Origin of the sequence: Lysobacter changpingensis, from assembly GCF_017308985.1 — a bacterium.
In the GTDB taxonomy this organism is placed as follows: Bacteria; Pseudomonadota; Gammaproteobacteria; order Xanthomonadales; family Xanthomonadaceae; genus Lysobacter_J; species Lysobacter_J changpingensis.
Genome location: NZ_JADWPE010000002.1, coordinates 554,400 through 577,620, shown reverse-complemented (window position 1 = coordinate 577,620; position 23,221 = coordinate 554,400). Strand labels below are relative to the sequence as shown.

At 69.8% G+C, this 23,221-nt stretch carries 19 protein-coding genes and 4 pseudogenes; 11 read left to right on the top strand and 12 right to left on the bottom strand.

What is annotated here, in order from left to right; all coding sequences use genetic code 11:
* The first annotated feature begins 131 nt into the window (after positions 1-131).
* Positions 132-2,318, top strand: a complete 2,187-nt coding sequence (locus I4U41_RS04275) for a DUF1631 family protein (protein ID WP_206859874.1) — start codon at positions 132-134, stop codon at positions 2,316-2,318.
* Positions 2,319-2,939: 621 nt separating this feature from the next.
* On the opposite strand, the gene I4U41_RS04270 is transcribed toward I4U41_RS04275, so the two are convergent.
* From I4U41_RS04270 to I4U41_RS04255, 4 genes are all read right to left on the bottom strand, one after another.
* Complete coding sequence (locus I4U41_RS04270) at positions 2,940-4,079, bottom strand: NAD(P) transhydrogenase subunit alpha (protein WP_206859873.1); 1,140 nt, start codon at positions 4,077-4,079, stop codon at positions 2,940-2,942.
* 131 nt (positions 4,080-4,210) lie between these two features.
* Complete coding sequence (locus I4U41_RS04265; RefSeq protein ID WP_206859872.1) at positions 4,211-4,666, bottom strand: DUF3106 domain-containing protein; 456 nt, start codon at positions 4,664-4,666, stop codon at positions 4,211-4,213.
* Between the two features lies 1 nt (position 4,667).
* The gene (locus I4U41_RS04260; RefSeq protein ID WP_206859871.1) at positions 4,668-5,090 is read right to left on the bottom strand and encodes a hypothetical protein; all 423 of its coding nucleotides are present in this window, start codon (positions 5,088-5,090) and stop codon (positions 4,668-4,670) included.
* 17 nt (positions 5,091-5,107) lie between these two features.
* A complete protein-coding gene (locus I4U41_RS04255) occupies positions 5,108-5,734 on the bottom strand; it encodes an RNA polymerase sigma factor (RefSeq protein ID WP_206859870.1) in 627 nt (208 codons plus the stop codon).
* 201 nt (positions 5,735-5,935) lie between these two features.
* Between I4U41_RS04255 and I4U41_RS04250 the strand changes: the two genes are divergently transcribed.
* Both I4U41_RS04250 and I4U41_RS04245 read left to right on the top strand, forming a co-directional pair.
* Positions 5,936-6,235: an NAD(P) transhydrogenase subunit alpha part 2 gene (locus tag I4U41_RS04250; RefSeq protein WP_206859869.1), complete on the top strand. Its 300-nt coding sequence runs from the start codon at positions 5,936-5,938 to the stop codon at positions 6,233-6,235.
* Positions 6,236-6,273: 38 nt separating this feature from the next.
* Positions 6,274-7,638, top strand: a pseudogene (locus tag I4U41_RS04245) (NAD(P)(+) transhydrogenase (Re/Si-specific) subunit beta); the annotation flags it as partial.
* Positions 7,639-7,689: 51 nt separating this feature from the next.
* Here I4U41_RS04245 and I4U41_RS04240 read toward each other — a convergent pair.
* From I4U41_RS04240 to I4U41_RS04220, 5 genes are all read right to left on the bottom strand, one after another.
* On the bottom strand, positions 7,690-9,135 hold the full coding sequence (locus I4U41_RS04240; protein WP_206859867.1) for an Hsp70 family protein: 1,446 nt from the start codon (positions 9,133-9,135) through the stop codon (positions 7,690-7,692).
* 152 nt (positions 9,136-9,287) lie between these two features.
* Positions 9,288-9,761, bottom strand: a complete 474-nt coding sequence (locus tag I4U41_RS04235) for a hypothetical protein (protein ID WP_206859866.1) — start codon at positions 9,759-9,761, stop codon at positions 9,288-9,290.
* 87 nt (positions 9,762-9,848) lie between these two features.
* On the bottom strand, positions 9,849-10,364 hold the full coding sequence (locus I4U41_RS04230) for a hypothetical protein (RefSeq protein ID WP_206859865.1): 516 nt from the start codon (positions 10,362-10,364) through the stop codon (positions 9,849-9,851).
* Entirely contained in the window at positions 10,352-11,209 is an 858-nt protein-coding gene (locus I4U41_RS04225) for a helix-turn-helix transcriptional regulator (RefSeq protein WP_206859864.1), read from the bottom strand. Before I4U41_RS04225 ends, I4U41_RS04230 begins: the two co-directional genes overlap by 13 nt.
* A 236-nt stretch (positions 11,210-11,445) precedes the next feature.
* Positions 11,446-11,964, bottom strand: a complete 519-nt coding sequence (locus tag I4U41_RS04220; protein WP_206859863.1) for a hypothetical protein — start codon at positions 11,962-11,964, stop codon at positions 11,446-11,448.
* 121 nt (positions 11,965-12,085) lie between these two features.
* Here I4U41_RS04220 and pdxR point away from each other — a divergent pair, with 121 nt between their 5' ends.
* The 8 genes and pseudogenes from pdxR (at position 12,086) to I4U41_RS18610 (ending at position 21,447) form a co-directional block, all read left to right on the top strand.
* The gene (pdxR, locus tag I4U41_RS04215; protein ID WP_206859862.1) at positions 12,086-13,714 is read left to right on the top strand and encodes a MocR-like pyridoxine biosynthesis transcription factor PdxR; all 1,629 of its coding nucleotides are present in this window, start codon (positions 12,086-12,088) and stop codon (positions 13,712-13,714) included.
* A gap of 433 nt (positions 13,715-14,147) precedes the next feature.
* On the top strand, positions 14,148-14,702 hold the full coding sequence (gene sufT / locus I4U41_RS04210) for a putative Fe-S cluster assembly protein SufT (RefSeq protein ID WP_206859861.1): 555 nt from the start codon (positions 14,148-14,150) through the stop codon (positions 14,700-14,702).
* Between the two features lie 504 nt (positions 14,703-15,206).
* A pseudogene (locus I4U41_RS04205) lies at positions 15,207-16,940 on the top strand (S8 family peptidase); the annotation flags it as partial.
* Between the two features lie 87 nt (positions 16,941-17,027).
* The gene (locus I4U41_RS18290; protein WP_320415148.1) at positions 17,028-17,300 is read left to right on the top strand and encodes a proprotein convertase P-domain-containing protein; all 273 of its coding nucleotides are present in this window, start codon (positions 17,028-17,030) and stop codon (positions 17,298-17,300) included.
* A gap of 216 nt (positions 17,301-17,516) precedes the next feature.
* Positions 17,517-18,764 (top strand): annotated as a pseudogene (locus I4U41_RS04200) (zinc-dependent metalloprotease); the annotation flags it as partial.
* Positions 18,750-19,127, top strand: a complete 378-nt coding sequence (locus I4U41_RS18550) for a proprotein convertase P-domain-containing protein (protein WP_320415147.1) — start codon at positions 18,750-18,752, stop codon at positions 19,125-19,127. The pseudogene I4U41_RS04200 and the gene I4U41_RS18550, both read left to right, overlap by 15 nt.
* A gap of 241 nt (positions 19,128-19,368) precedes the next feature.
* Positions 19,369-21,084 (top strand): annotated as a pseudogene (locus I4U41_RS04195) (S8 family peptidase); the annotation flags it as partial.
* Complete coding sequence (locus I4U41_RS18610) at positions 21,073-21,447, top strand: proprotein convertase P-domain-containing protein (protein WP_425492504.1); 375 nt, start codon at positions 21,073-21,075, stop codon at positions 21,445-21,447. The pseudogene I4U41_RS04195 and the gene I4U41_RS18610, both read left to right, overlap by 12 nt.
* A gap of 48 nt (positions 21,448-21,495) precedes the next feature.
* On the opposite strand, the gene I4U41_RS04190 is transcribed toward I4U41_RS18610, so the two are convergent.
* From I4U41_RS04190 to wrbA, 3 genes are all read right to left on the bottom strand, one after another.
* Positions 21,496-21,984, bottom strand: a complete 489-nt coding sequence (locus I4U41_RS04190; RefSeq protein WP_206859857.1) for an asparaginase domain-containing protein — start codon at positions 21,982-21,984, stop codon at positions 21,496-21,498.
* 114 nt (positions 21,985-22,098) lie between these two features.
* Complete coding sequence (locus I4U41_RS04185; RefSeq protein WP_206859856.1) at positions 22,099-22,428, bottom strand: DUF2069 domain-containing protein; 330 nt, start codon at positions 22,426-22,428, stop codon at positions 22,099-22,101.
* The gene (gene wrbA, locus I4U41_RS04180; protein WP_206859855.1) at positions 22,425-23,018 is read right to left on the bottom strand and encodes an NAD(P)H:quinone oxidoreductase; all 594 of its coding nucleotides are present in this window, start codon (positions 23,016-23,018) and stop codon (positions 22,425-22,427) included. The genes I4U41_RS04185 and wrbA overlap by 4 nt, the downstream gene beginning before the upstream one ends.
* Positions 23,019-23,221: the final 203 nt, after the last annotated feature.

Below are 23,221 nucleotides of genomic sequence, written 5' to 3'. Positions count from 1 at the left end.
CCGGCAAGCGGCAGGTTCGGTCCTAACTTCAGCTTCAAATCTTCGCTCCGCTTCAGGATGTAACAGGGGACATCGAAGTGTCCGGCTACCCGCACGGCGTCGCTCAAGCCACGCGTACCGATCCCTTGCGCGTGCTCGAGGAAATCAAGCGTCTGTCCCTGGAGGTCCTCGGCGGCCTGCCGGGCACGCTCTATGGCCCGGTCGAGGATGCCCTGAAGGTCGCCATGCTCAAGGGCGACGGCAAGACCAACCATTATGAGGAACAGGCGGCGTTGTGGATGCTGCGCCAGCACCAGGCCACGCACGTCATGAAGTTCCGCCAGCAGATCGCGCAGGCCTTCGACGACTTCCGCGCGCTGCGCATCCGCAGCGGCGGTGACGTCCCGCTGCGCCTGCTCGACGAACAGCAGCTGGAATACGAACTGGCCAGCGGTCGCCTCAACGAATCGCTGGTGGCGCGCTTCGCGCGCCCGCTGGACACGCTGCAGGGGCGCCTGCAGACGCTCTCCGACACGATGCGCGTGCCGTCGGGGACGAACCCGATCGGCCCGGAGCGCCTGGTCACCGCGTTCTCGCAGACCCTTCAGGATGCGCAGGTACCCGACACGCTGCGCGGACGGCTGTTCCGTCATTACGAAAACGAACTGATCCGCCTGCTCGGCGATCTCTACGCGCGCGTGAACGCGCTGCTCGGCAGTTCGGGCTATGGCGCGCCGATCGCGCGTTCGCAGGAGAATTTCCGGCGGAACGAGCCCGCCCCGCCCGCACCTGGTTACGGCACCTATCCACCCCAGGACGGGTTCGGGGCACCGGAGTACGGCCCGCCGCCGGCACGTCCGTCCAGTCCGCCGATGTCGCAACAGGACATCGCGTCGATGGCGCAGGAACTGGCGCAGCTGCGCAGCCAGTTGCATGCCTGGCGCGATTCGATCTCCCGCGGCGACGTGGCCGCAGGTCCCGCCGGCATGTCCGATCGCCCGGTCATGCAGCGCCGCGAAATGCGCGTGGACGAGATCCTCAGCGTCGCCTCGCTGCTGCAGGCCGAGCCGCCGGATGCGTTCGCCCGTGCGCTGGCCGTGTCGGGCCGGCTGGGCGAGACCATTCGCGACCACCTCCAGGACGGCGCGCGCCGGTTGGGCCTCAACCCGGACCAGGCCTGCTTCAGTCCGGAAGAAGAGGACGCGATCGATCTGGTCGCGATGCTGTTCGATTCGCTGTTCCACCACAACGCGCTGCAGGATCGTGCGCGTCGCCTGTACGCGCGCCTCGTGCTGCCATACGTCAAGGTCGCGCTCACCGACAACGCCGTTTTCGTCAAGCGCGAACACCCGGCGCGCCGGCTGCTCGACGCGATCACCGAAGCCTGCGAAGGCAACGACGGCGAAACCCCGCAGGATCGCGAGCTGCTCGACCGCGCCACCGAGATCTCGCAACGCATCGTCGCCGATTACAACGAGGACCTGGCGGTGTTCGAGATGGCGCACGCCGAGCTCGACGCCCTCCTCGCGCAGCAGCGCCGTCGTTTCGAACTGCAGGAGCAGCGCGCCGCCAAGGCAACCTACGGCCGCGAGCGCCTCGGCGCCGCGCGCGCGCAGGCCGAATCGGCGCTGGAAGAGCGCCTGGCCGACTCGACGCTGACGCAGGCGGTGGCGGATTTCCTCGCCATGCCGTGGCGCCATCATCTGGTGCAGATGCTATTGCGCGAGAACACCGACCAGCGTCGCCACGCCGAAGCCATCGCGCTCGGCGATGCGCTGGTGATGGCCGATCGCCTGGCCGAGGAAGGCCGCGGTCGCGAGCTGGCCGACCAGTTGCTCGCGTTGCAGCCGGCGATCATCGAATGCCTGGCCAGTTCCGGCCTGGACGACAGCGCCGCGCAGCACGGCATGGCCGGCCTGGTGCGTGCGCTGGCGACGCCCGACACGCCGCGCCGCCAGCGCCCGGTGTCGCCGCTGGCGATGCCCGAGGACGATGCGGGCGAGGCCGAGCGCCGCCTGTGGCTGGCCGGCGGCACCGACGAGGTGCGCCACGATCCGCTGCTCGCCGACCGCATGCGCACGCTGGAAGTCGGCGACTGGCTGCGTCTGAGCAGTACCGAAGGCGAGAGCACGGCGGTGAAGGTCGCCTGGCTCAGCCCGCTCACCTCGCGCTACCTGCTGGTGAACCGTCGCGGCCTGCGCGTGCTGGTCGCCTCGGCGGAGGAACTCGCTTCGCTCGCCGGCACCGGTCGACTGACCATCGGCGCGGAGCGCACCGCCTTCGACGAGGCGATGCGTCAGGTGAAGCGGCACCTGGATCGGGCGTCGGCCACGCGCTGAGTGGATTTGCGCCGACGGTGGGTCTTTCACCGGCGTTGCGATGAAGGGGTAGCTTGCCGGCACTTCGCACGGGCACTCTTTCATCGGTGAACTGCTTGGGATGATGGTGTTCCCGGACGACGATGTTCTTTTGTAGCCCGGGCAAGCGAAGCGCACCCGGGTTGGAGAGGCGGTCGCGTTCCCGGGTGCGCATCGCTTACCGGGCTACAACATCAGCAACAACAAAATGGCTCCAGCTTTCGCTGGAATGACGGTGACGTGGTTTGCCGGTGCAGGAGTGCCCGTGCGTTGCGGGTCTGGTCCCGGCCTTCGCCGGGATGACGATGTTCTGGGATGACGGTGTTTCGGGCGGCGATGTTCCGGGACGACGATTTTCTTTTGTAGCCCGGGTAAGCGAAGCGCACCCGGGTTGGAGAGGCGGCCGCGTTCCCGGGTGCGCTTCGCTTACCCGGGCTACAACATCAGCCGCGACGCATGCGCACGCGCAACTTCCATCGCAACATCGCGACGCCTCGACCCCCGTTGCTGCGTTGCCACGTCTGATCGTCATTGCCACGCAGGCGGCCCAAGCCGACCGCCTTCGCTCGAATGACCGGCAACCCCAGCCGAACCAGCCTCGCCCTACGTCGCAGCCGCAGCCACCGCAGCCGCAACCACCCGCTCCGGCCACACCGTCTTCGCCAGCAGTTCGTCGCCCCAGTCCAGGGCCAGCCGCCCTTCGCGAGAGGCGTCGCCGGTCACGAACAGGTTCACGAAATTCAGCACGTTGCGCGCGTACATCTCGCTGGCGTGCACCGCGCCCATGCTCGCCAGGTCGAGCGGTCCGGCGACGGTCACGCCGCCGATGTCGATCGTCTCGCCCGGACGGGTGAGTTCGCAGTTGCCGCCGGTTTCCGCGGCGAGGTCGACGATGACGCTGCCCGGACGCATGCCCGCGACCATCGCGGCGGTGACGATCTTCGGCGCGGGTCGGCCCGGCACCGCGGCGGTGCAGACGATGGCGTCCACGTTCTTCAGGTGTTCGGCGAGACGGCGCTGCTGCTCGGCGCGTTCCTCGTCGGTGAGCGCGCGCGCGTAGCCGCCTTCGCCCGCGGCGCTGACGCCGAGATCGAGGAAGCGTCCGCCCAGCGATTCGATCTGCTCGCGCGTTTCCGGTCGCACGTCGAAGCCTTCGACCTGCGCGCCCAGGCGCTTGGCGGTGGCGATCGCCTGCAAACCCGCCACACCCGCGCCGACGATCAGCACCTTCGACGGCCGGATCGTGCCGGCGGCGGTGGTCAGCATCGGGAAGAAGCGCGGGGCGAGCTGCGCGGCGATCAGCACCGCCTTGTAGCCGGCCATGCCCGCCTGCGAGCTGAGCACGTCCATCGCCTGCGCACGCGTGGTGCGCGGCAGGCGTTCGAGCGGGAAGGCGATGAGGTTGCGCGCGTTAATCGCCTCGCCGCGCGCGGCATCGGCCTGCGGCGCGAGCAGGCCGACGATCGCCGCGCCCTTGCGCAGGCTCATCAGCGTCGGCGAGGAAGGCGGTTGCACGCAGAGCACGACGTCGGCTTCGCGCAGCGCATCGGCGGCGGTGTCGACCAGCTCCGCGCCGGCCTCGGCATAGGCGTCGTCGGTGAAGGCCGAACGCAGGCCAGCGCCGCGCTGCACGCGTACGCGCGCGCCGAGGGCGACGAGTTTCCTGCAGGTTTCGGGCGTCAGTGCAACGCGGCGCTCGCCGCGTGCGGTCTCGCCCGCCACGCCAATGGTGATGCCCGCCATCGTTGCTCCCCATGCCGGTTTTTCCGCATCGTAGCGGAAGGTTCCGGGATGCGGGGTGCGACCGGCTGCGGATGCGGGTCCCGGCTGTAGCCGGGAGGGGGCGGGATGCGGGAAGCCTCGGCGACGCGCGATCAATCCCGCGGCGGCGGCCCCGGCGGCATGTCGGCCGGCGCCGGGTTGGCCTGCACCCAGACCCGGCGTTCCTCCGGCGACATCGCGCGCCACTTCACCTTGAGCGCCTTGCGCTGGGGTTCGTCGAGCGTGCGCATCTTCGCGAACAGCGCGCGGGTCTGCTCGCGCTGCTCGGGACTCATGCTTTCCCAGCGCTGCATGCCATGGCGCGCGCGCTTGCGCTGTTCGGGCGTCATCTGCTGCCAGCGCTGGGCGCGTTCGAGCATGCGCGCGCGTTCGTCGGGTTGGGCGTTCCAGCGATCGCGGATCGGCGCGAGCAGGGTGTCGCGCTGCGCCGGCGTCAGCTGCTCCCATGCGGGCAGCGGATTGGCCGGGGCTGCCGGCGGATCGGCGGCCAGCACCGGCGCGCTGGCGATCAGCAGTGCGAAGGCGAGGGACGTCAGGGCGATGCGCATGTCACGGCTCCAGGGCAGGCACGGCGTCGCTGTTGGACGCGAGCCACAGGTACAGGTCGGGGTTTTCGTCGAGCGCCGCGACGGCGGTATCGGCGTCGAAGGCGATCGCGGGTTCGGTCGTCGCGACCGCCACGGCCGGCGGTGCGGCGGTGGGCACGGGCGCCTGCGACGGCCGCAACTGCAGGCCGATCGCCACCGCGAACACCGCGGCGAGGCCGCTGCCGAGCATCCAGTTGCCCGCGCCCCAACCGGCCTTGCCCCCATGGAGCCGCGCACGCGGCACGGCCGGCCGGGCAGCGGCGTTGCGGGCCACGCGCAGGCGCGCGCGGGTGGCGGAGGACACCTGCGTGACGGCCTGCGCGTGCAGCTCGCGCATGGCCTGGTCGAAGCGGTCGTCGTGGGTGGTCCCGCCGTGTGGGGTCATGGGGTCGTGCTCGCGTGTCATCGCCAATCCTCCAGTTGCCGCTGCAGCGCTTCGCGTGCGCGCGACAGATGGGTCTTCACCGCGCCTTCGCTGCATCCCATCGCCCGCGCGGTCGTGGCGACGTCGAGTTCCTCCAGCACGCGCAGCGTGAACGCCTCGCGTTGCCGGGCCGGCAGCGTGCCCAGCGCATCGGCGAGCTTGCCGTAGGCCTCGCGCCCCTCGTGGGCGCGCGAGGGATCGGGCGCGTCGTCGGCCCAGTCCAGCGCGCTGTCCTCGCGCTCCGGCGTCGGCATCAGCCAGCGCAGGCGGAAGGTGCGGCGCCGCTGCACGTCGACGATGCGGCTGCGCAGGATGCTCCAGAACAGCGGCGTCCATTCCGGCGCCGGGCGCTCGCGGTAGACGAGCATCTTCATCATCGCGTCCTGCACCGCGTCTAGCGCGTCGTCGCGATTGCGCAGGCCGAGCTCGGCGAAACGGAACGCGCGCGTGCCGATGCCGGCGAGGAATTCCTCCAGCGACGCCGGCAGCCGTTCCGGCGCGGCGTCGGGCGCCGCGCCCGGCGCGGACACTGCCTGTGCGTGTGCGTCCGCCGCGGAAGCGGACGGCGCGTCGTCTTCGGTTTCGCGGTTCACGCGTCGGAGCATACGGGGTCCGGGGCGATGCCGACGCCAGCGGTCCCGGCACGCGGGGCGATGGTCGATGCGGTCATGCGTCGCGGTCCTTCCTCGTGTCGGCCCGGGTGGCCTTGCGGGAAGGGGAACGCCCCGGCGCCGGGCCGGTTGACACGACTGGCGCCGCATTCATCCGCGGTTATGATGCCGACGACAACTGGATGGGGATGGATGATGGGCGACGGGTTCGTGGCGCTGTACATCTTCATGCTGGCGGCCATCGCCGGCCACGTGATCATCTCGCGCGTGCCGGTGATCCTGCACACGCCGCTGATGTCGGGTTCCAACTTCATCCACGGCATCGTGCTGATCGGCGCGATGGTGGTGCTCGGCCATGCCGACACCACGCTGGAGAAGGCCATCGGCTTCCTCGCCGTGCTGCTCGGCGCGGGCAACGCGGCGGGCGGTTACGTGGTGACCGAGCGGATGCTGGAGATGTTCAAGTCGAGCCGGAAGCCCGGAGGCAAGGCATGAGCGCCACGGCGAACGTGCTCGTCTGGGTCGCTTCCGCCAGCTACTTCGTCGCCGCCACGCTGTTCCTGCTGGGCCTGCAACGCATGGCCTCGCCGGTGACCGCGCGCAGCGGCATCCGCTGGGCGGGCCTGGGCATGGTGATCGCCACTGCCGCCACGTTCCTGCTCCCCGGACTGCACAACCTGCCGCTGATCGTGACCGCGCTGGTGATCGGTACCGCAGCCGCGTGGATCTCCGGCAGGAAGGTCGCCATCACCGACATGCCGCAGATGGTCGCGCTCTACAACGGCATGGGCGGCGGCTCGGCGGCGGCGATCGGCGCGGTGGAACTGCTGCGTTTCGCGTCCGTCGGGCAGGCACCGTCGCCGACGGCGCTGGTGCTGGCGGTGATCGGCGCGGCGATCGGCGCTATCTCGCTGTCGGGTTCGATCGTCGCGTGGGCCAAGCTCGACGGCCGCCTCGACAAGCGCGTCGTTTTCCCGGGACAACAGCTGTTCAACCTCGCGGTATTCGTCGCGATGCTGGTGCTCGGCGGCATCGTCGTGCATTCGCTCAGCGTGCCGGCGATCGTCGGCTTCTTCGTGCTGGCGCTCGCGCTGGGCGTGCTGATGACGCTGCCCATCGGCGGCGCCGACATGCCGGTGGTGATCTCGCTCTACAACGCGCTCACCGGTCTTGCGGTCGCATTCGAGGGCTACGTGCTGGGCAACGAGGCGCTGATCATCGCCGGCACCATGGTCGGCGCGGCGGGCACGCTGCTCACGCAGCTGATGGCCAAGGCGATGAACCGGCCGATCCGCAACGTGCTGTTCTCCAACTTCGGCGGCGGCGGGCAGGCGCAGGACGCGATCACGGGTTCGCAGAAGCCCATCGAAGCCGGCGACGTCGCGGCGATGATGGCCTACGCCGAGCGCGTGGTGATCGTGCCCGGCTACGGCATGGCCGTGGCGCAGGCGCAGCACAAGATCTGGGAACTCACGCAGAAGCTGATGGAGCGCGGGGTGAAGGTGAAGTTCGCCATCCATCCCGTCGCCGGACGCATGCCCGGTCACATGAACGTGCTGCTCGCCGAGGCCGGCGTGCCCTACGACCTCATCGCCGACATGGACGACATCAACCCGGAATTCCCCAACACCGACGTGTCGCTGGTGATCGGCGCGAACGACGTGGTGAATCCGGTGGCGAAGACCGATCCGGCCTCGCCGATCTACGGCATGCCGATCCTCGACGTCGCCAATTCGAAGAACACCATCGTGATCAAGCGCGGCAAGGGCACGGGCTTCGCCGGCATCGAGAATGCGCTGTTCTACCAGGACAACACGCGCATGCTCTACGGCGATGGGGCGGAAATGGCGAGCGCGCTGGTGAGCGAGCTGAAGACGCTCGACGGCGGCGGACACTGACGACGCCAATGTCCGCCGCTCTCCTTGCAGGAGCGGCGGACGTTGCAGGCACTATGCCGCCGCTGCGTGCGCCAGTCCGGTCACCACGCCGAGCGATGCGTCGCCGCGCACGATCCGCGCATCGGGGAATACTTCCGCCGCCAGCGCAGGCACGTACGGCGAACGCGACATGCCGCCGGTGAGATACACCACCTCGGGCGCCTGCGCGGCACCGCCCTTCGCCGCGTGCATCAGCTCGCGCAGCTGGAACAGGAACGGCCGCTGCGCGGCCTCGTGCAGGCGCGCCTGGTCGATCGTGCAACGCAGGTGGTCCTCGATGTAGTCGAGTTCCAGCGTGACGCTGGCCTGCTCGCCGAGCTCGATCTTGGCGCGCTCCACCGCGCGGTTCAGACGCACGGTGTGGCCGGATCGCTTCAGCGCATGAAGGCGCTCGCGATACGGCGATGCGACGTCGTCGAAGTTCGCGGCGCGGAAACTCGCCTGGCGCTGCAGGTCCTGCACGTGCGACGCCTCGGAGTAGCGATGCACCGGCGTCGGCGTGACCCCCTTGCCGAAGACCGGCATCACCCCGCGCAGGCTCAGTTCCAGGTCCACGTCGGTGCCGCCCACCGGCTGGCCCCACGACCCGCGGATCACCGGCACCGGTGCATCGCCGCCGACGTCGGCCAACGCCATGTCGGTCGTGCCGCCGCCGATGTCGAGGATCATCGTGCGGCGCGGACGATCGACGCTGCGGTGATAACCGTAGGCGGCCGCGGACGGTTCCTCGAGGAAGCTCACGTCCTCGAAGCCGGCGGCATTGGCGGCATCCGTCAGGATTTCCAGCGCCTGCACGCCACCGGCTTCCTTCATCGAACTGCGGAACTGCACGGGCCGGCCGAGCACCGCGGCGCGCACGTCGGTCCCGAGCTGCTCCGATGCGGTGATGCGGATGTGACGCAGGATGTGCGTGGCGATGCCGAGCAGCACGTCGCGCGCGTGCGCTTCCAGCTTGTAGCCGAGCATCGACTTGGGCGAAACGACGAGATGGCCTTCGCCGGCCGACAGGAACGCATCGACGGCCTCATCGCCGTACAGCGCGTTGCCGACGTCGGCCTTCGCTTCCATCGCCTCGCGCACCTGCGTGGCGGCCCAGTCGCGACGCACCGCGGCGACGGCCGCGCGCCAGAGCTCGTCGTCGCTGCGCCTGCGCAGGGTCGGGATCTGCGCCAGCGCCTCGGCGCGCCGGTGCGCGGGCTGGTTCATCGCGTCGCGTCGCAGCGCGTCCAGTCGCGCGATCTCGCGCGTCTGCCCGCTCTTCGCGGTGGCCGCCCACTGCCGGGCCTGTTCCTGCAGTGCGTCGGTCAGTTCGAACTGATGCACGTCCGGCAGGCGCTGCGGGAAGAACACGGTCGTGCGGAACTGCCGCGCATCGCCGAAGCGGATCAGCTGCACCTGGCCGTCCACGACCGCGCCGGCCGCCGAATAGCTGGTGCCGAAGTCGATTCCAATGCGCATGCGTCCCCGGCCCTGCTCCACGAAAGGGCGCTATTTTGAACGCAATGACGCACTGCGTGGCGCTGTTTTCGCGCGGCGACGTTCAGGTCCCGCCGCAGCGCAGGCCGTGCATCCAGCGCCGTTGCCCGTCGGCAACGGCGCTGGCCGATCGCTCATGGCGCGCAGATTTCACCGTTGACGAAGGTGTCGACGGTGCCGCCGCTCTTGTGCCCGCTGACGAAGAAATAGCCCGTCACGCCCGCGAATTCGCCGGTGCCCGACACGATCTGCTGGTACGCCGTCACCACGCCCTCGCTGCCGCGCGTCGTCGCTCCGGTTTCGCGCGCGACGATGGTGCCGCGGCCGGTGCGATATTCGAACGGTCCGCTGTAGATGATGAAGTTCGGCGAGGTCGACGGGCTCGTCTGCACCGCGCTGTCGGAATTGAAGTGCGTGGTGCCGCGCAGGCCGTGGTTGCCGTCGACTTCGCCGAGGAAGCAGCCGCTCAGGCCGGGATTGCAGCCCTGGGTGGACTGGACCTCGTCGAGGTCCGCGTGGATCTTCCTGCATTCGCCGGCGCTCGCCGGCAGGACCATCATCGCGCTCGCGGCCAGCACGGCGAGCAGGGCGGGTTTCACTACGTTCATGGCATGACTCCATGCATGTGCGGGCCGCATGCGCGCGGTGCGGCGCCGCGTGCTCCATGCGGGCGCGCGAGCGAGGGGGAAGTGCGGTCAGGTCGTGGAATCGACGAATGCGTGCGATACCGGTCTTCGCGACCATCGGCCGTCCCAGCCGCGCCGCGCGAACCACGCGCACGGCCAGCCGACGAGCGCGACGTGCGCGATCACGCTGCACACGGTCCACGACACCGGCAAGGTCGCGCTGCGCGGCGACGCCGACAGCGGCACGACCACGAAGGTCATGAACGCGTACAGCACCAGTCCGTACAGCGCGCCAAGGCGCCACGGGCGGTCGCGCAGCGCCGGGGCGTCGCGCGCAGCCCACGCATACGCCAGGCCCATCATTGCGGCGATGAGGTAATGCAGGGCGAGGCCGAGCATCGCCGTCGTCCATCCGCCGGCATACGCAGCGGTTCCGAGCGCGCCCGCCGCGACGCTCTGGAAGATGCGTTGCGATGCCACGCCATGCAGCGTCCAGAAGCCCGTGGCGTAGAGCATGTCGAGCGTCCCGGCGACCACGCCACCGAGCAGGCCCCAGCCCACGGCGCGCCGCGTCACGCCGCGCATGCATCGGTCTCCCCGCGGCGCGCCTGCGTGGCGGTCATGCCGAAGGCGTGCTTGAACGCGCGGCAGAACGCACTCTGGCTTTCGAACCCGAGCCGGTGCGTGATCGTCGCCACCGGCATGTCCGTCTCGCGCACGAGTTCCCATGCGCGCGCGTGGCGCAGCCGCGTGAAGTAATCGCTCGGCGTTTCGCCGAACACCGCACGGTGCAGGCGGATGAGGTGGCCGGGCGAGTAGTGAGCGCGCGCGGCGAGCCACGATACGTCGATGGCCGCGTCGTCGTCGGTCTCGACATGGCACTGCATCAGGTGGCGAAGATGCAGCAACCGCAGCAGCGCCTGGCGCCGATGCGCGAGCGTGCGTCCGCGACAGCGCGGCAGGCACGCGGCGACGTCGCGCTGGCGTCCGATCAATGCGGGGATCAGCGATGCCAGCGCCGCGTCGTCATCCGCGAGTCGTTCGATGGCGGCGTGCACGTCGTCGCCCGGATCGCCGCGCCACGGAAGCGGTTCTTCCTCGATGCACGTTGCGTCCGCATGCATGTTCGCGAACGCGTCGTTCCACGTCGCCGGTGCGGCGGTCAACGCGAACCAGCGTGCGTCGCGCGAGGCCTGCATGCACAGCGCGCCGGCACGCCACAGCTGCGCCTGGCCGCCGATCAGCGTCCAGCGTGCGTCCTGCGCCTGCATCGACAGGCGCCCGCGCATCGGCAGCCAGAGCGACGGCCAGGCGGGTGGAAGCTGCAGCGATCCCGCGCCGCCGCCGGCGATGAAATGCCAGCCATCGGCGGCGTGCGCATCGCCGTCGGCGGCGAACGGGCAGGGCATGACGTGTCTGTGCAACGGCATGTCGAAGGTCCAGTCGGCGCATCGCGCCATTGGCCCCACGCTAGTTGCGTTGGTGTGGCGTTTGGAGAACCAATCCGGAGGTGTGGGCAGGGGCCATTTGGACCGCGTCCGCGCCCGAAGCCGCGCTCTTGTAGCCCGGGCAAGCGAAGCGGACGGGGAGCCGTCAAGCGCGAACCGGGCGCAACCGATGGCGTTTGATTACGTTCGAAGGGGAGGGAGCCACCGCTGCGCTTGCGTCAACGCACGCCCCCATACCACCGCCGCGCCATCCACGCCGCAGGAATCCCGATCAGCACCACGTGCGCAAGCAGGCACGCGAGGTTCCAGTCCGGCAGGAAGCGCTTCGGCGGCGCCGCGGAGAACACCGGCACGAGGACGACGTGCAGGAGCACGAACCACGCCGCGCCATACAGCGCGCCCGGCAGCAGCGGACGTTCGCGCAGGACGCGGTGCTCGCGCGCGGCGGCGTGGTAGATCGCAACGATCGCCGACATCAGCACGAAGTACAGCGCCGCGCCGGCGAACGCGGTGATCGCGCCGCCGCCGAACGCCGCCTCGCGGCCCGCGATCCATGCCCACACCGATTGCAGGATCCGCGCCGGCGGGGTGCCTGACTGCGCCCACCAGGCCATCGCGAACAGCATGTCCGCGCTGGCGATGGCCAGGCCCCCGAGCGCGATCCAGGCCCACAGGGCGGGGCGCGAACGGCCCGGGTGAATGCGGGACGAGGCGAAGGGGCGGGCGGTCGCTTTCATCGGCGCTCTCCGGCGGCGGGCGAATGGCCCTATGAGGCCGCGCCGAATTGGCACTGGCAAGGGCCAATCGGGGGCGGTTGAATGGAGCCAATCGCCTTTTGGCGCTTCAGGGAGAGCGGCCATGCACCTCCAGCTCGACGGCCGCGGCCCGCTCCATGCGCAACTGACCCGGGCGCTGAAGAGCGCGGTCTTCGCCGGCCGCGTCAGCGAGGGCGCGCGGCTGCCGGCCACGCGCCAGCTCGCCCGCGAGCTCGGGCTTTCGCGCAACACTGTGCTGGCCGCGTACGAACAACTGCGCGCGGAAGGCTTCGTCGATGGCCGCGTCGGTTCGGGCAGCTACGTGACGCCTCCGCTGCAGAACGCGCGACCGCTGCACGCGGTCGATTCGCCGCTGCCGCCGCAATCGCAGTTCGCGCGGCGCGCGCGCATCGTGCACGACCACCTGCGCATTCCCGGTCGCGCGATCCCCGGCGTGCGTTACGCCTTCCAGTACGGCGTGCCGCTGGCGAACCCGGCGCTGACCAGCGCCTGGGCGCGCGAACTCGCGCATGCGGCGGCGTACACCTCGCCGAACTATCCCGCCTCGCAGGGCGTGCCCGCGTTGCGCGAGGCGGTGTGCGATTACCTCGCGCGGCGGCGCGGCATCCAGGCCGAGCCGCAGGACGTGGTGATCGTCGACGGAACGCAGCAGGCCGTCGCGCTCACCGCGCGCGTGCTGCTCGACCCCGGCGACGAGGCGCTGCTGGAGGAGCCGCACTATTCGGCGATGCGCGAGGCACTGCAGATCCACGGCGCGAAAGTGACCACGCTGGCGGTCGACGACAACGGCATGAAGGTCGGCGAACTTCCGGCCACGCCGCCCAAGCTGATCTGCGTCACGCCCTCGCACCAGTTCCCGAGCGGCGCGGTGCTGTCGCTGCCGAGGCGGCTGCAACTGCTGGATTACGCGCGACAGCACGGCAGCTGGATCCTGGAGGACGACTACGACGGCGAATTCCGCTACGACGCGCGTCCGCTCGCCGCGTTGCGCTCGCTCGACGAAGGCGATCGGGTGATCTACGTCGGCACGTTCTCCAAGGCGATGTTCCCGTCGCTGCGGCTGGGTTACCTCGTCGTGCCCGCCGGTCTGCGCGGGGATTTCGTCAATGCGAAGTGGCAGGACGACTTCGGTTCGTGCGGCATCGAACAGGCGGCGCTGGCGCGGTTCATCGTCGATGGCGGCTTCGAACGCCACCTGCGCCGCGCGTGGAAGACGCTGAAGGAGCGCCGCGACGCGCTGCTCGACGGGTTGCGCCGATGCAGTCGCGGGCGGCTGCAGATCAACGATTCGCACGCCGGCATGCACCTGCTGGTGTGGCTGGTCGATCGCAGCGCGGAAGAGGGGGAGGCGTTCATCGCGCGGGCGCGCAGCCTGGGGCTGGGGCTGTATCCGATCGCGCCGTATTACCGGTCGCCGCCGGATCGCGCGGGGCTGCTGCTGGGGTATTGCGGATTGTCGGTGGGAGAGATCGAACAGGCGGTGGCGTTGTTCGGGCAGTGCCTGGAGGAGTTCTCGTCCCCTCGCGTGCAGCCCTGCGAAAGCGGCCTCAGCGCGACAGCCACGCCGCCACCAGCAACCCCACGCCGATCCACACCGCGTCCATCGCATGGTTCGCCAGCGACACCAGGATCCACGCGTGATGCCAGCCCAGCCGCATCGCCGAATCCCATGGATCCAGCCCCAGCATCGCACCCAGCTGGGTCGCGGTGATGAACCAGTTCGAGGCGATCACGATGGCGGCGGTCGCGCCGACGCCTGCGAGCATGCGGCCCGGGCCCCGTTGCCAGCCGCCCAGGCGCAGCATCCAGGCGATGTCGAGTGCGCCGAGCACCGCCATCCAGCCCAGCTGGCGCCCCGTGTAGAGGCTCGCGAGCACCCAGACCGCGGCGAAACCGAAGGCGCCCAGCAGCAACAGCAACCACGAGAAGAACGTGGAGCGGCGGGCGGGCAGGGCGGCTGGGGTCATCGAACGCTCTAGCGACGGCAGGCCGCACAGCATAGCCGGCAAGGCCGCGAGACACCGCGCGCACCCATGGACGCCGCACGCGGCACGCTGCGTGCTGTCGCCGGACGGCCCGCGCGAAGGCGCTGCCGGTAGAATGCACGGCCTTGTGCCGGGGTCCGGCACCCCAATCTTCCCGGCATGTATTCCCGCAGCAGCGAACCCGTCCGATTCGAGCGCGATTGCGCCGTCGTCATGGTCCCCCAGGGCGAACAGGTCACCTTGCCGGCCGGCAGCGTCGGCTACATCACCCAGGGCCTGGGCGGCAGCTACACCGTCTTCGTCGAGGGCAACCTGTTCCGCGTCGCCGGCCGCGACGCCGACGCCATCGGCAAGGAACCGCCCGAACCGCTCGAACTCCCCGAGGGCGCCGACGACGACGCCGTCGAGCAGATGGTGTGGCGCCAGCTGCGCACCTGCTTCGACCCGGAGATCCCGATCAACGTCGTGGACCTGGGCCTGGTGTACGAGGCGCGCATCCTGCCGCATCCGGAAAAACCCGGCCGCCGCGTCGAGGTGCGCATGACCCTGACCGCGCCGGCGTGCGGCATGGGCGACATCCTGGTCGCCGACGTGCGCGACAAGCTGGAGATGATCCCGACCGTCGCCGAAGCCGACGTCGAACTGGTCTTCGACCCGCCGTGGAACCGCACGATGATGTCCGAGGCGGCGCGGCTGGAAACCGGGATGTTCTGAGCGCGTCGAACCGCGCCTTCACGCCATCCTCATGCTGCATCGCAAGAGCGCCCCGCATCGCGGGGCGTTCGCGTTTGTGGTGTCCACCGGGCGCATCGACCGTGTCACCGCCGCTGAACGGGGACGCCATCCACAGAACTCGACTTTGCGCTAACTGTCGCTTCGATGAACGGTGGGGCGTGGGGTAGATGTCGCGTTGAGTTGAAACGCGCCCCGGATTCCAGCCGGACGCGTGACCCCTTCCGGTACCGGGCCGGGCGGGGTGGAAGTCCCGACAGCTGCGCAGGCAGGGGTCACGGGAACAGGGGGCGGGCGACCGCCGGGACCCCGGAGTGCGTGATGCCGGGCTGTCGCAGGTTCTGCGGCACCGGGGGTGTCAGCTGGCAGCACGGCCGATCGCCTCGATGCGGCGGCCGCACAAAGGCCGGCCGCACGGCGCTCGCGCGCCGGTAGGCCGGGCTTCCCATCACGCAGTTCCAACTTCGGGGGTTCCACCAGATGTCGATGCACCAGGATGAACGTAGCCGTACCCGTCGTTTCCGCGCGCATGCGCTTTCGATCGCCACCGCCATCGCCCTGTCGTCCGCGCTCGCCGCGCCGGCGCTCGCGCAGCAGGCGCGTGTCAACCTCTCGGGGCTGGACGCCCAGGCAGGCAGCGATCGCTTCATCGTCAAGTACAGGGACGGCAGCGCGCAGCGCGCCAATGCCGCCTCGTTGCAGAGCGCGTTGAGCACCGCCGCCGCCGCGTCCGGCGGCAAGGCGCTCGGCGTGCGGCACGTGCGCCGCACCGCCACTGGCGCCGACGTCGTGCGCGCCGACCGCAAGCTCGACCGCGTCGAAGCCGAATCGCTGATGCGCCAGATCGCGGCCGATCCGGACGTCGAGTACGTCGAGCTCGACAAGCTCAACCGCGCGTACCTCACGCCCAACGACACGCGCTATTCCGAACAGTGGGGCTATTCGGGCACCTACGGCATCAAGGCCAACCAGGCGTGGGACGTGACCAACGGCGCGGGCTCGGTCGTCGCCGTGCTCGACACCGGCATCACCAGCCACAGCGATCTGTCGGCGAACGTGCTGCCGGGTTACGACTTCATCATCGACACCAGCGTGTCGAACGACGGCAACGGCCGCGACAGCGACCCGAGCGATCCGGGCGACTGGGTCAGCGCGAACCAGTGCGGCTTCTCGCACGCCGCGCAGCCGTCGAGCTGGCATGGCACGCACGTGGCCGGCACGATCGCCGCGGTCACCAACAACGCCAAGGGCGTGGCCGGCGTGGCGTACGGCGCGAAGATCGTGCCGGTGCGCGTGCTGGGCACCTGCGGTGGTTACGACTCCGACATCGCCGACGCGATCATCTGGGCCTCCGGCGGCACGGTCAGCGGGGTGCCCGCCAACGCGAACCCGGCCGAGGTGATCAACCTCAGTCTCGGCGGCAGCGGCGCGTGCGGCACGACCACGCAGAGCGCGATCAACAGCGCCGTTTCGCGCGGCACCACGCTGGTGATCGCCGCCGGCAACGACAACACCAACGTGTCGAACGCCTCGCCGGCGAACTGCAACAACGTCATCGCGGTGGCCTCCACCACCAGCACCGGCGCGCGTTCGAGCTTCTCCAACTACGGCTCGCTGATCGACATCGCGGCGCCCGGTTCGAACATCCTGTCCACGCTCAACAGCGGTTCGACCACGCCGGGTTCGGAAACCTACGCCTCGTACAACGGCACCTCGATGGCGACGCCGCACGTGGCGGGCGTGGTCGCGCTGCTGCAGTCGGTGGCGACCACGCCGAAGACGCCGGCGCAGGTGGAATCGCTCATCAAGGCGAACGTCACCGCGTTCCCGTCCACGCCGTCGCAGCAGATCGGTCCGGGCATCCTCAATGCGAAGGCCGTGGTCGACGCCGCCAACGGCACCACGCCGCCGCCGACCGGCACGCTCACCAACGGCGTACCGGTGACCGGCCTGTCGGGCAGTGCGGGCACCGAACTGCGTTACACGCTGGTCGTTCCCGCGGGCGCCACCGGGTTGAAGTTCGTCACCACCGGCGGCAGCGGCGATGCCGACCTGTACGTGAAGTTCGGCAGCGCGCCGAGCACGTCCAGCTACGACTGCCGCTCCGAAGGCAGCACCAACGCCGAGACGTGCAACATCGCCACCGCGCAGGCGGGCACCTACCACGTGCTGGTGCGCGGCTATTCGGCGTTCTCCGGGCTGAGCCTCACCGGCAGCTACACCGCCGGCGGTGGCGGCACGCAGACCTACACCAACGGCACCGACTACGCGATCGGCGACAACACCACGGTCGACAGCCCGATCACGGTGTCCGGCCGCAGCGGCAACGCGCCGACGAATGCGTCGGTGACCGTCGCCATCGTGCACACCTATCAGGGCGACCTGAAGGTGGACCTCGTCGCGCCGGACGGCAGCCTCTACAACGTGCACAACCGCAGCGGTGGCAGCGCGGACAACGTCAACAAGACGGTGACGTTCAACCTGTCGAGCGAACCGCTCAACGGCACGTGGAGGCTGCGCGTGAACGACAACGCGGGCGGCGACACCGGGTACATCAACAGCTGGTCGGTCACGTTCTGATCCGCTTCACCGGTTGATCTGTTCCAGGCATGTGCGACACCCGCTCCCGGGCTTCCGGGAGCGGGGTTGCCGCGTGGTTTCGAGCCTCTCTCCCCATGGGAGAGGGGTTGGGGGTGGAGGTGACGAAGTGTCGGGGCTCGCACTCGCATCGGCACCGCCGCGCCCGCTCGAAATCACGCGGGAAAGGACACCCATTCCACGCAGGAGAACGCATCCATGAACCGCAACGCTTCGCTTCGCGCACGGCTGCTGGTCGCGGCCGGCGCACTCGTCGTTTCCGGCGCGGCCTTCGCCGCGCAACCGCTGTTCCTCGGTCCCGCGCAGGTGCAGGCCGGATCGGCCGCCACCGCCGGCCGCCTCGCCGCGCAACCAGCCTCCGCTTCGCTGCGCGCGCTGCGCGCCAACCCGGATGCGGTCGCCGCGCAGAACGCTGAAATCGGCCTTGATCTCGGCCTGAAGAACGTCACGGCCGTGCTCGAGCAGGCGACCGCCAATCCCGACGGCAGCCTCACCTGGATCGGCCACGTGCGCGAGACCGCGAAGTTCCGCACGATGACCGCGCGTGAAGTGCGACATGACGGAAACAACTCGGTGATCCTCGTCCGGCGCGGACAGGGCGTCACCGGCAACGTGCGCGTGAACGGGCAGCTGTACCGCATCCGCCCGCTGCCCGATGGCAGCCACGCGGTGATCGAAGTCAACGAACATGCGATGCCGCCGGATCATCCCGCCGCCTTCCGCGACCTGCCGCAGATCGACATGCAGGCGCCGTCGGGAATGGTGGGCGCGCTGGCGATCGATCCGGGCCCGACCGCGACCATCCGCGTGCTCGTCGTCGCGACCAACGCGGCGGTGTCCGCGTACGGCGGCGACATGCAGGCGCTCGCGCAACTGGCGGTGGCCGAATCGAATCAGGGGTACGTCAACTCCAACGTCGGCATCAACCTGCAACTCGCCGGCTACACCAGCGTGGCCTACAGCGAAGTGGGCATGAGCACCGACCTGTCGCGTTTCCGCGGCACGTCCGACGGCTACATGGACAGCATCCACTCGCTGCGCGACAGCACCGCCGCCGACGTCGCCGTGCTGATCGGCAACGACGGCTCCGCGTGCGGCCTCGCGTCGGGCATCGGTTCCAGCGCGACGACCGCGTTCGCGACCGCTTACTGGGATTGCGCGACGGGCTATTACTCCTTCGCGCACGAGATCGGCCACCTGCAATCGGCGCGGCACGATCCCGCGACCGACCCGAGCACCTCGCCCTACGCCTACGGCCACGGTTATCGCGCGCCGAACAACGCCTGGCGCACGATCATGGCCTACGACTGCAGCGGCGGCTGCCCGCGCCTGAACTACTGGTCGAACCCCGACGTCACCTACGGCGGTGTCGCCATGGGCACGGCGGCCACCAGCCACAACCAGCGCGTGCTGGTGAACACCAAGGCGACGATCGCCGCGTTCCGTGGCGGTACCCCCGGTGGCGGCACGCAGATCTACACGAACGCGACCGACTATCCGATCAACGACAACGCCACCATCGACAGCCCGATCACCGTTTCGGGCCGCACGGGCAACGCGCCGAGCAACGCGTCGGTCAGCGTCAACATCGTGCACACGTACCGGGGCGACCTGAAGGTGGACCTCGTCGCGCCCGACGGCACGCTCTACAACATCAGCAACCGCAGTGGCGGCAGCGCCGACAACCTCGTCGGCACGTACACGAAGAACCTGACCAGCGAGCCGCTCAACGGCACGTGGAAGCTGCGCGTGAACGACAACGCCAACGCCGACACGGGCTACATCAACAGCTGGTCGATCACGTTCTGACGAACACGTCCTGATGAAGCCGGGGCCGGCGGATCGGCTCCGGCAGGCGCGGAACCCGCACGACCTCCTCCCCCTCGTGCGGAATGGAACCCCTCTCCCGCCACGCGGGGGAGGGGCTCCTGGAGGGCCGCGGTGGACATCGCCGCCGCGCGGGATTCTTTCGCATGGAAGGCGTGGCGAAGGCTCGTCGACGATCGGTGCGCGCGCATGCGCGCGTCCCGCTCTCAACGGAACCTCCAACATGTCCCTCCAATCGCACGCCACCCGGCGCGCCCGGCGCCTGTGGGCGCTTTCGTTCGCCGCGCTCGCGGCTTTGACGGGCATCCCGCCCGTCCTCGCACAGGACGCGCGGGTCCACCTGTCCGGCACCGACGTCCCCGCCGGCACCGATCGTTACATCGTCCGATACCGCGACGGCTCCGCGCCGCGGCGCGATGCCGCCGTGCTGCGCTCGACCCTGGGCGCCGCCGCGACGACCACCGGCCGCGCCACGCAACTGCAACCGCTGCGGCGCATGGCGAATGGCGCCGACGTGATCCGTGCCAGCCGCAAGCTCGATCGCGTCGAAGCCGAATCGCTGATGCGCCGCCTCGCGGCCGACCCGGATGTCGAGTACGTCGAAGTCGACAAACTCAACCACGCCCTGCTCACGCCCAACGACACGCGTTATGGCGAGCAGTGGGGTTATGCCGGCGCCTACGGCATCCGTGCGGACCAGGCATGGAATGTCGCCAGCGGCGCCGGCGTCGTGGTTGCCGTGGTCGACTCGGGCATCGTGAATCACAGCGACCTCGGTGCGAACGTGCTGCCGGGGTACGACTTCGTCAGCGATGCGTGGATGGGCAACGATGGCGACGGCCGCGATTCCGATGCACGCGATCCGGGGGACTGGGTCAGGGCAGGCGAATGCGATTACGGAAGCGCGGCGAGCAACTCGCTGTGGCATGGGACGCACGTCGCCGGCACGATCGCGGCGGTCACCCACAACGGCAAGGGCGTGGCGGGTGTCGCGTACGGCGCCAAGATCCTGCCGGTGCGCGTGCTCGGACGCTGCGGCGCCTACGACTCGGACATCGCCGACGGCGTGATCTGGGCGTCCGGCGGCGCGGTGCCCGGCGTGCCGGGCAACACGACGTCCGCCGAGGTCATCAACATCAGCCTGGGCGGACGGAGCGCATGCGGCGTCACGCTGCAGAACGCGTTCGACGTCGCTGTCGCGCGCGGCAGCACGGTCGTGGTCGCGGCCGGCAACGAGAACATCGATGCATCGCTGTCGACGCCGTCGAACTGCCGCAACGTCATCGTGGTCGGCGCCAGTACGGCCACCGGCACGCGCGCGTCCTTTTCCAACCACGGCTCGCCGGTGGACGTCGCCGCGCCGGGTGTCGGCATCCTCTCGACGCTCAACGCCGGCCAGACCTCGCCAACGACCGAGTCGTACGCCGCGCTGCACGGCACGTCCATGGCCGCGCCCCACGTCGCGGGTGTGGTCGCGCTTATGCAGTCGGTTTCGCCGATGCCGAAGACGCCGGCGCAGATCGAGGCGCTGCTGAAATCCACCGCGACGCCGTTCCCGTCGGCGCCCTCGCAGCCGATCGGCGCGGGCATCGTCAACGCGCGCGCGGCGGTGGAAGCGGTGATGCCGCCGCCGATCGTCGCGCTGGTCAACGGCGTGGCGGTCACCGGACTGTCGGGTGCGAGGCTGGGCGAACGGCTGTTCACGCTGGCCGTGCCTGCGGGTGCCACCGGACTGACGTTCGCCACCAGCGGCGGTACGGGCGACGCCGACCTGTACGTGAAGTTCGGCAGCGCGCCGACCACGACGAGCTACCAGTGCCGCTCGATCAGGTCCGGCAATGCCGAGACGTGCAGCATCGGGGTCGCGCAGGCCGGCACGTACTACGTGCTGGTGCGCGGGTACGCCGCGTACAGCGGAGCCTCGCTGGTGGGCCGCTACACGCCCGCGACGACGAGCGCGCGCAGGACCTACGCGAACGCCACGGAAGTCCCGATCCTCGACCTGCGCACGGTCGAGAGCCCGATCGTGGTGTCCGGTCGCGGCGGCAGGGCGCCCGCCAATGCGTCGGTGTCGATCGACATCGCGCACACGTATCGCGGCGACCTGAAGGTCGACCTCGTCGCCCCCGACGGCACGCCGTTCAACCTGCACAACCGCAGCGGCGGCAGCGCGGACAACCTGGTGAAGACGGTGGAACTCGACCTGTCGAACAAGCCGCTCGACGGCACGTGGCGTCTGCGCGTCTACGATGGCGCGCGAGGCGACACCGGCCGCCTGCGGCAGTGGTCGATCACGTTCTGATCGGGCGCGTTGCGGGCCGGTGTCGTGCCGGCCCGCATCGCCGATGGCTCAGGCGAGCGGCTCGAAGCGGTTCGCCGCGACGTTCTTGCGAACCTGCATCGGGTCCCAGATGCGGCCGTTCATGGCGATGTACACGCCCGCCGGCAGCGACTGCACGGCGCCAACCGCGCAGCCGACGTTGAATTCGGCGTCCGAACCGCGGAATCGCGCCGGACTCAGCGCGCCGGTCAGGACGATGGTCTTGTCCTTGAGGTTCGCCAGCACCTTGGCCGTTTCCACCATCGTGTCGGTGCCGTGCGTGAGCAGTACGTGGCGCGCAGGCTGGGCGGCGATGGTGGCGCGGATCAGCTCGCGGTCCTCGGCGGTGATGTGCAGCGAATCCTTGCGCAGGATCGGGATCACGTTGAACTGGAACGCCACGCCCAGCTCGCGGAGGATGCCGCCGATCTGCGGCTCGCCGATCTGGTAGTCCGACTTGTCGTCGAAGTAGATCTTGTCGATCGTGCCGCCGGTGGTGACGATGCAGAGCTGGTCCATCGAAAGTGCGCGCGGTGGGGATGCGCGCAATTGTAGCCCGGGTGGGCGCAGCGCACCCGGGAGATGCATCCGAAGGCCAACCCGGGTGCGCTGCGCTCACCCGGGCTACAAAAGCTATTTCGTCTTCGCGAAGCGGGCGCGCAGGCCCGGCAGGCTCGCCGAGAAGATGACGACCAGCGCCAGCACGACCTCGGCCAGGGCGAAGCCCCGTTCGGCCGGGCGCGACCAGGCCACCATCACGCCGTGGCTGAACCACGCCAGCCCCAGCACGCCGGCCCAGAACGGGGCGGTGCGCATGCGGCGCAGCACGCCCATGGCGAGCGCGAGCGGCGGGAAGGCGAACACCAGCAGTTCGGCGACGGGCGAGGATTGCGGCGCGAACCAGGCGATGAACACCGCCGCCAGCGCCAGCAGCGCGAGGACCAGTATGTGACGTGCGTTCATACGGCCACCTTCGCGACCAGCGCGGCCAGGCGGCGACCGAGGGCGCGTGCGAGCTGTGCCTCCTCCTCGGTCGGCTGCGGATCGTCGGAACCGCCGGCCACGTGAGAGGCGCCGTAGGGCGTGCCGCCGCTGCGCGTGCTGCTCAGTGCGCTTTCCGTGTACGGAATCCCCATCAGCACGCAGCCGTGGTGCAGCAGCGGCACCATCATCGTCAGCAGCGTGGATTCCTGCCCGCCGTGCATGGTCGCGGTCGAGGTGAACACCGCCGCCGGCTTGCCGACCAGCGTGCCGCTGGTCCATTCGCCGACCAGGCCATCGAGCCAGTACTTCACCGGCGCGGCCATGTTGCCGAAGCGCGTCGGACTGCCAAGCGCCAGGCCGGCGCATTCGACCAGGTCGCGCGGTTCGACGTAGGGCGCGCCGTCCTCCGGCACCGGGGGCGCCGCGGATTGCGTCACCGCCGCCACCGGCGGCACCGTGCGGATGCGCGCGGACACGCCCTCGACCTCGCCGATGCCGCGCGCGATCTGCCGCGCCAGCCGCGCCACCGAACCGCCGCGGCTGTAGTAGAGCACCAGGATCTCGGGCATTTCGTCCTCCTAAGCTGGAGGGGAAGGATAGCGGCGGAGGCTGGAAACCGCAGCGTTGCGATGTTGATGGATCTTCGAAGCCGCTGCTTCGTTGGTCCTCACCCAACCCCTTTCCCGCTGGGAGCGGGGCTCGACGATGAGAAGGGCTCAACGATTGGAGAGGGGCTCGGCGGTGGGACAGGGGCTTTGCACTGACCCCGCCG

Coding starts and splice junctions, on each gene's coding strand:
- sufT (WP_206859861.1), top strand. CDS start 14,148: ATGTATTCCCGCAGCAGCGAACCCGTCCGATTCGAGCGCGATTGCGCC.
- I4U41_RS04220 (WP_206859863.1), bottom strand. CDS start 11,964: ATGAAAGCGACCGCCCGCCCCTTCGCCTCGTCCCGCATTCACCCGGGC.
- I4U41_RS04250 (WP_206859869.1), top strand. CDS start 5,936: ATGGGCGACGGGTTCGTGGCGCTGTACATCTTCATGCTGGCGGCCATC.
- I4U41_RS04265 (WP_206859872.1), bottom strand. CDS start 4,666: ATGCGCATCGCCCTGACGTCCCTCGCCTTCGCACTGCTGATCGCCAGC.
- I4U41_RS04260 (WP_206859871.1), bottom strand. CDS start 5,090: ATGACCCCACACGGCGGGACCACCCACGACGACCGCTTCGACCAGGCC.
- I4U41_RS04235 (WP_206859866.1), bottom strand. CDS start 9,761: ATGAACGTAGTGAAACCCGCCCTGCTCGCCGTGCTGGCCGCGAGCGCG.
- I4U41_RS04190 (WP_206859857.1), bottom strand. CDS start 21,984: ATGGACCAGCTCTGCATCGTCACCACCGGCGGCACGATCGACAAGATC.
- pdxR (WP_206859862.1), top strand. CDS start 12,086: ATGCACCTCCAGCTCGACGGCCGCGGCCCGCTCCATGCGCAACTGACC.
- I4U41_RS04240 (WP_206859867.1), bottom strand. CDS start 9,135: ATGCGCATTGGAATCGACTTCGGCACCAGCTATTCGGCGGCCGGCGCG.
- I4U41_RS04225 (WP_206859864.1), bottom strand. CDS start 11,209: ATGCCGTTGCACAGACACGTCATGCCCTGCCCGTTCGCCGCCGACGGC.
- I4U41_RS04255 (WP_206859870.1), bottom strand. CDS start 5,734: ATGCTCCGACGCGTGAACCGCGAAACCGAAGACGACGCGCCGTCCGCT.
- I4U41_RS04270 (WP_206859873.1), bottom strand. CDS start 4,079: ATGGCGGGCATCACCATTGGCGTGGCGGGCGAGACCGCACGCGGCGAG.
- wrbA (WP_206859855.1), bottom strand. CDS start 23,018: ATGCCCGAGATCCTGGTGCTCTACTACAGCCGCGGCGGTTCGGTGGCG.
- I4U41_RS04185 (WP_206859856.1), bottom strand. CDS start 22,428: ATGAACGCACGTCACATACTGGTCCTCGCGCTGCTGGCGCTGGCGGCG.
- I4U41_RS04230 (WP_206859865.1), bottom strand. CDS start 10,364: ATGCGCGGCGTGACGCGGCGCGCCGTGGGCTGGGGCCTGCTCGGTGGC.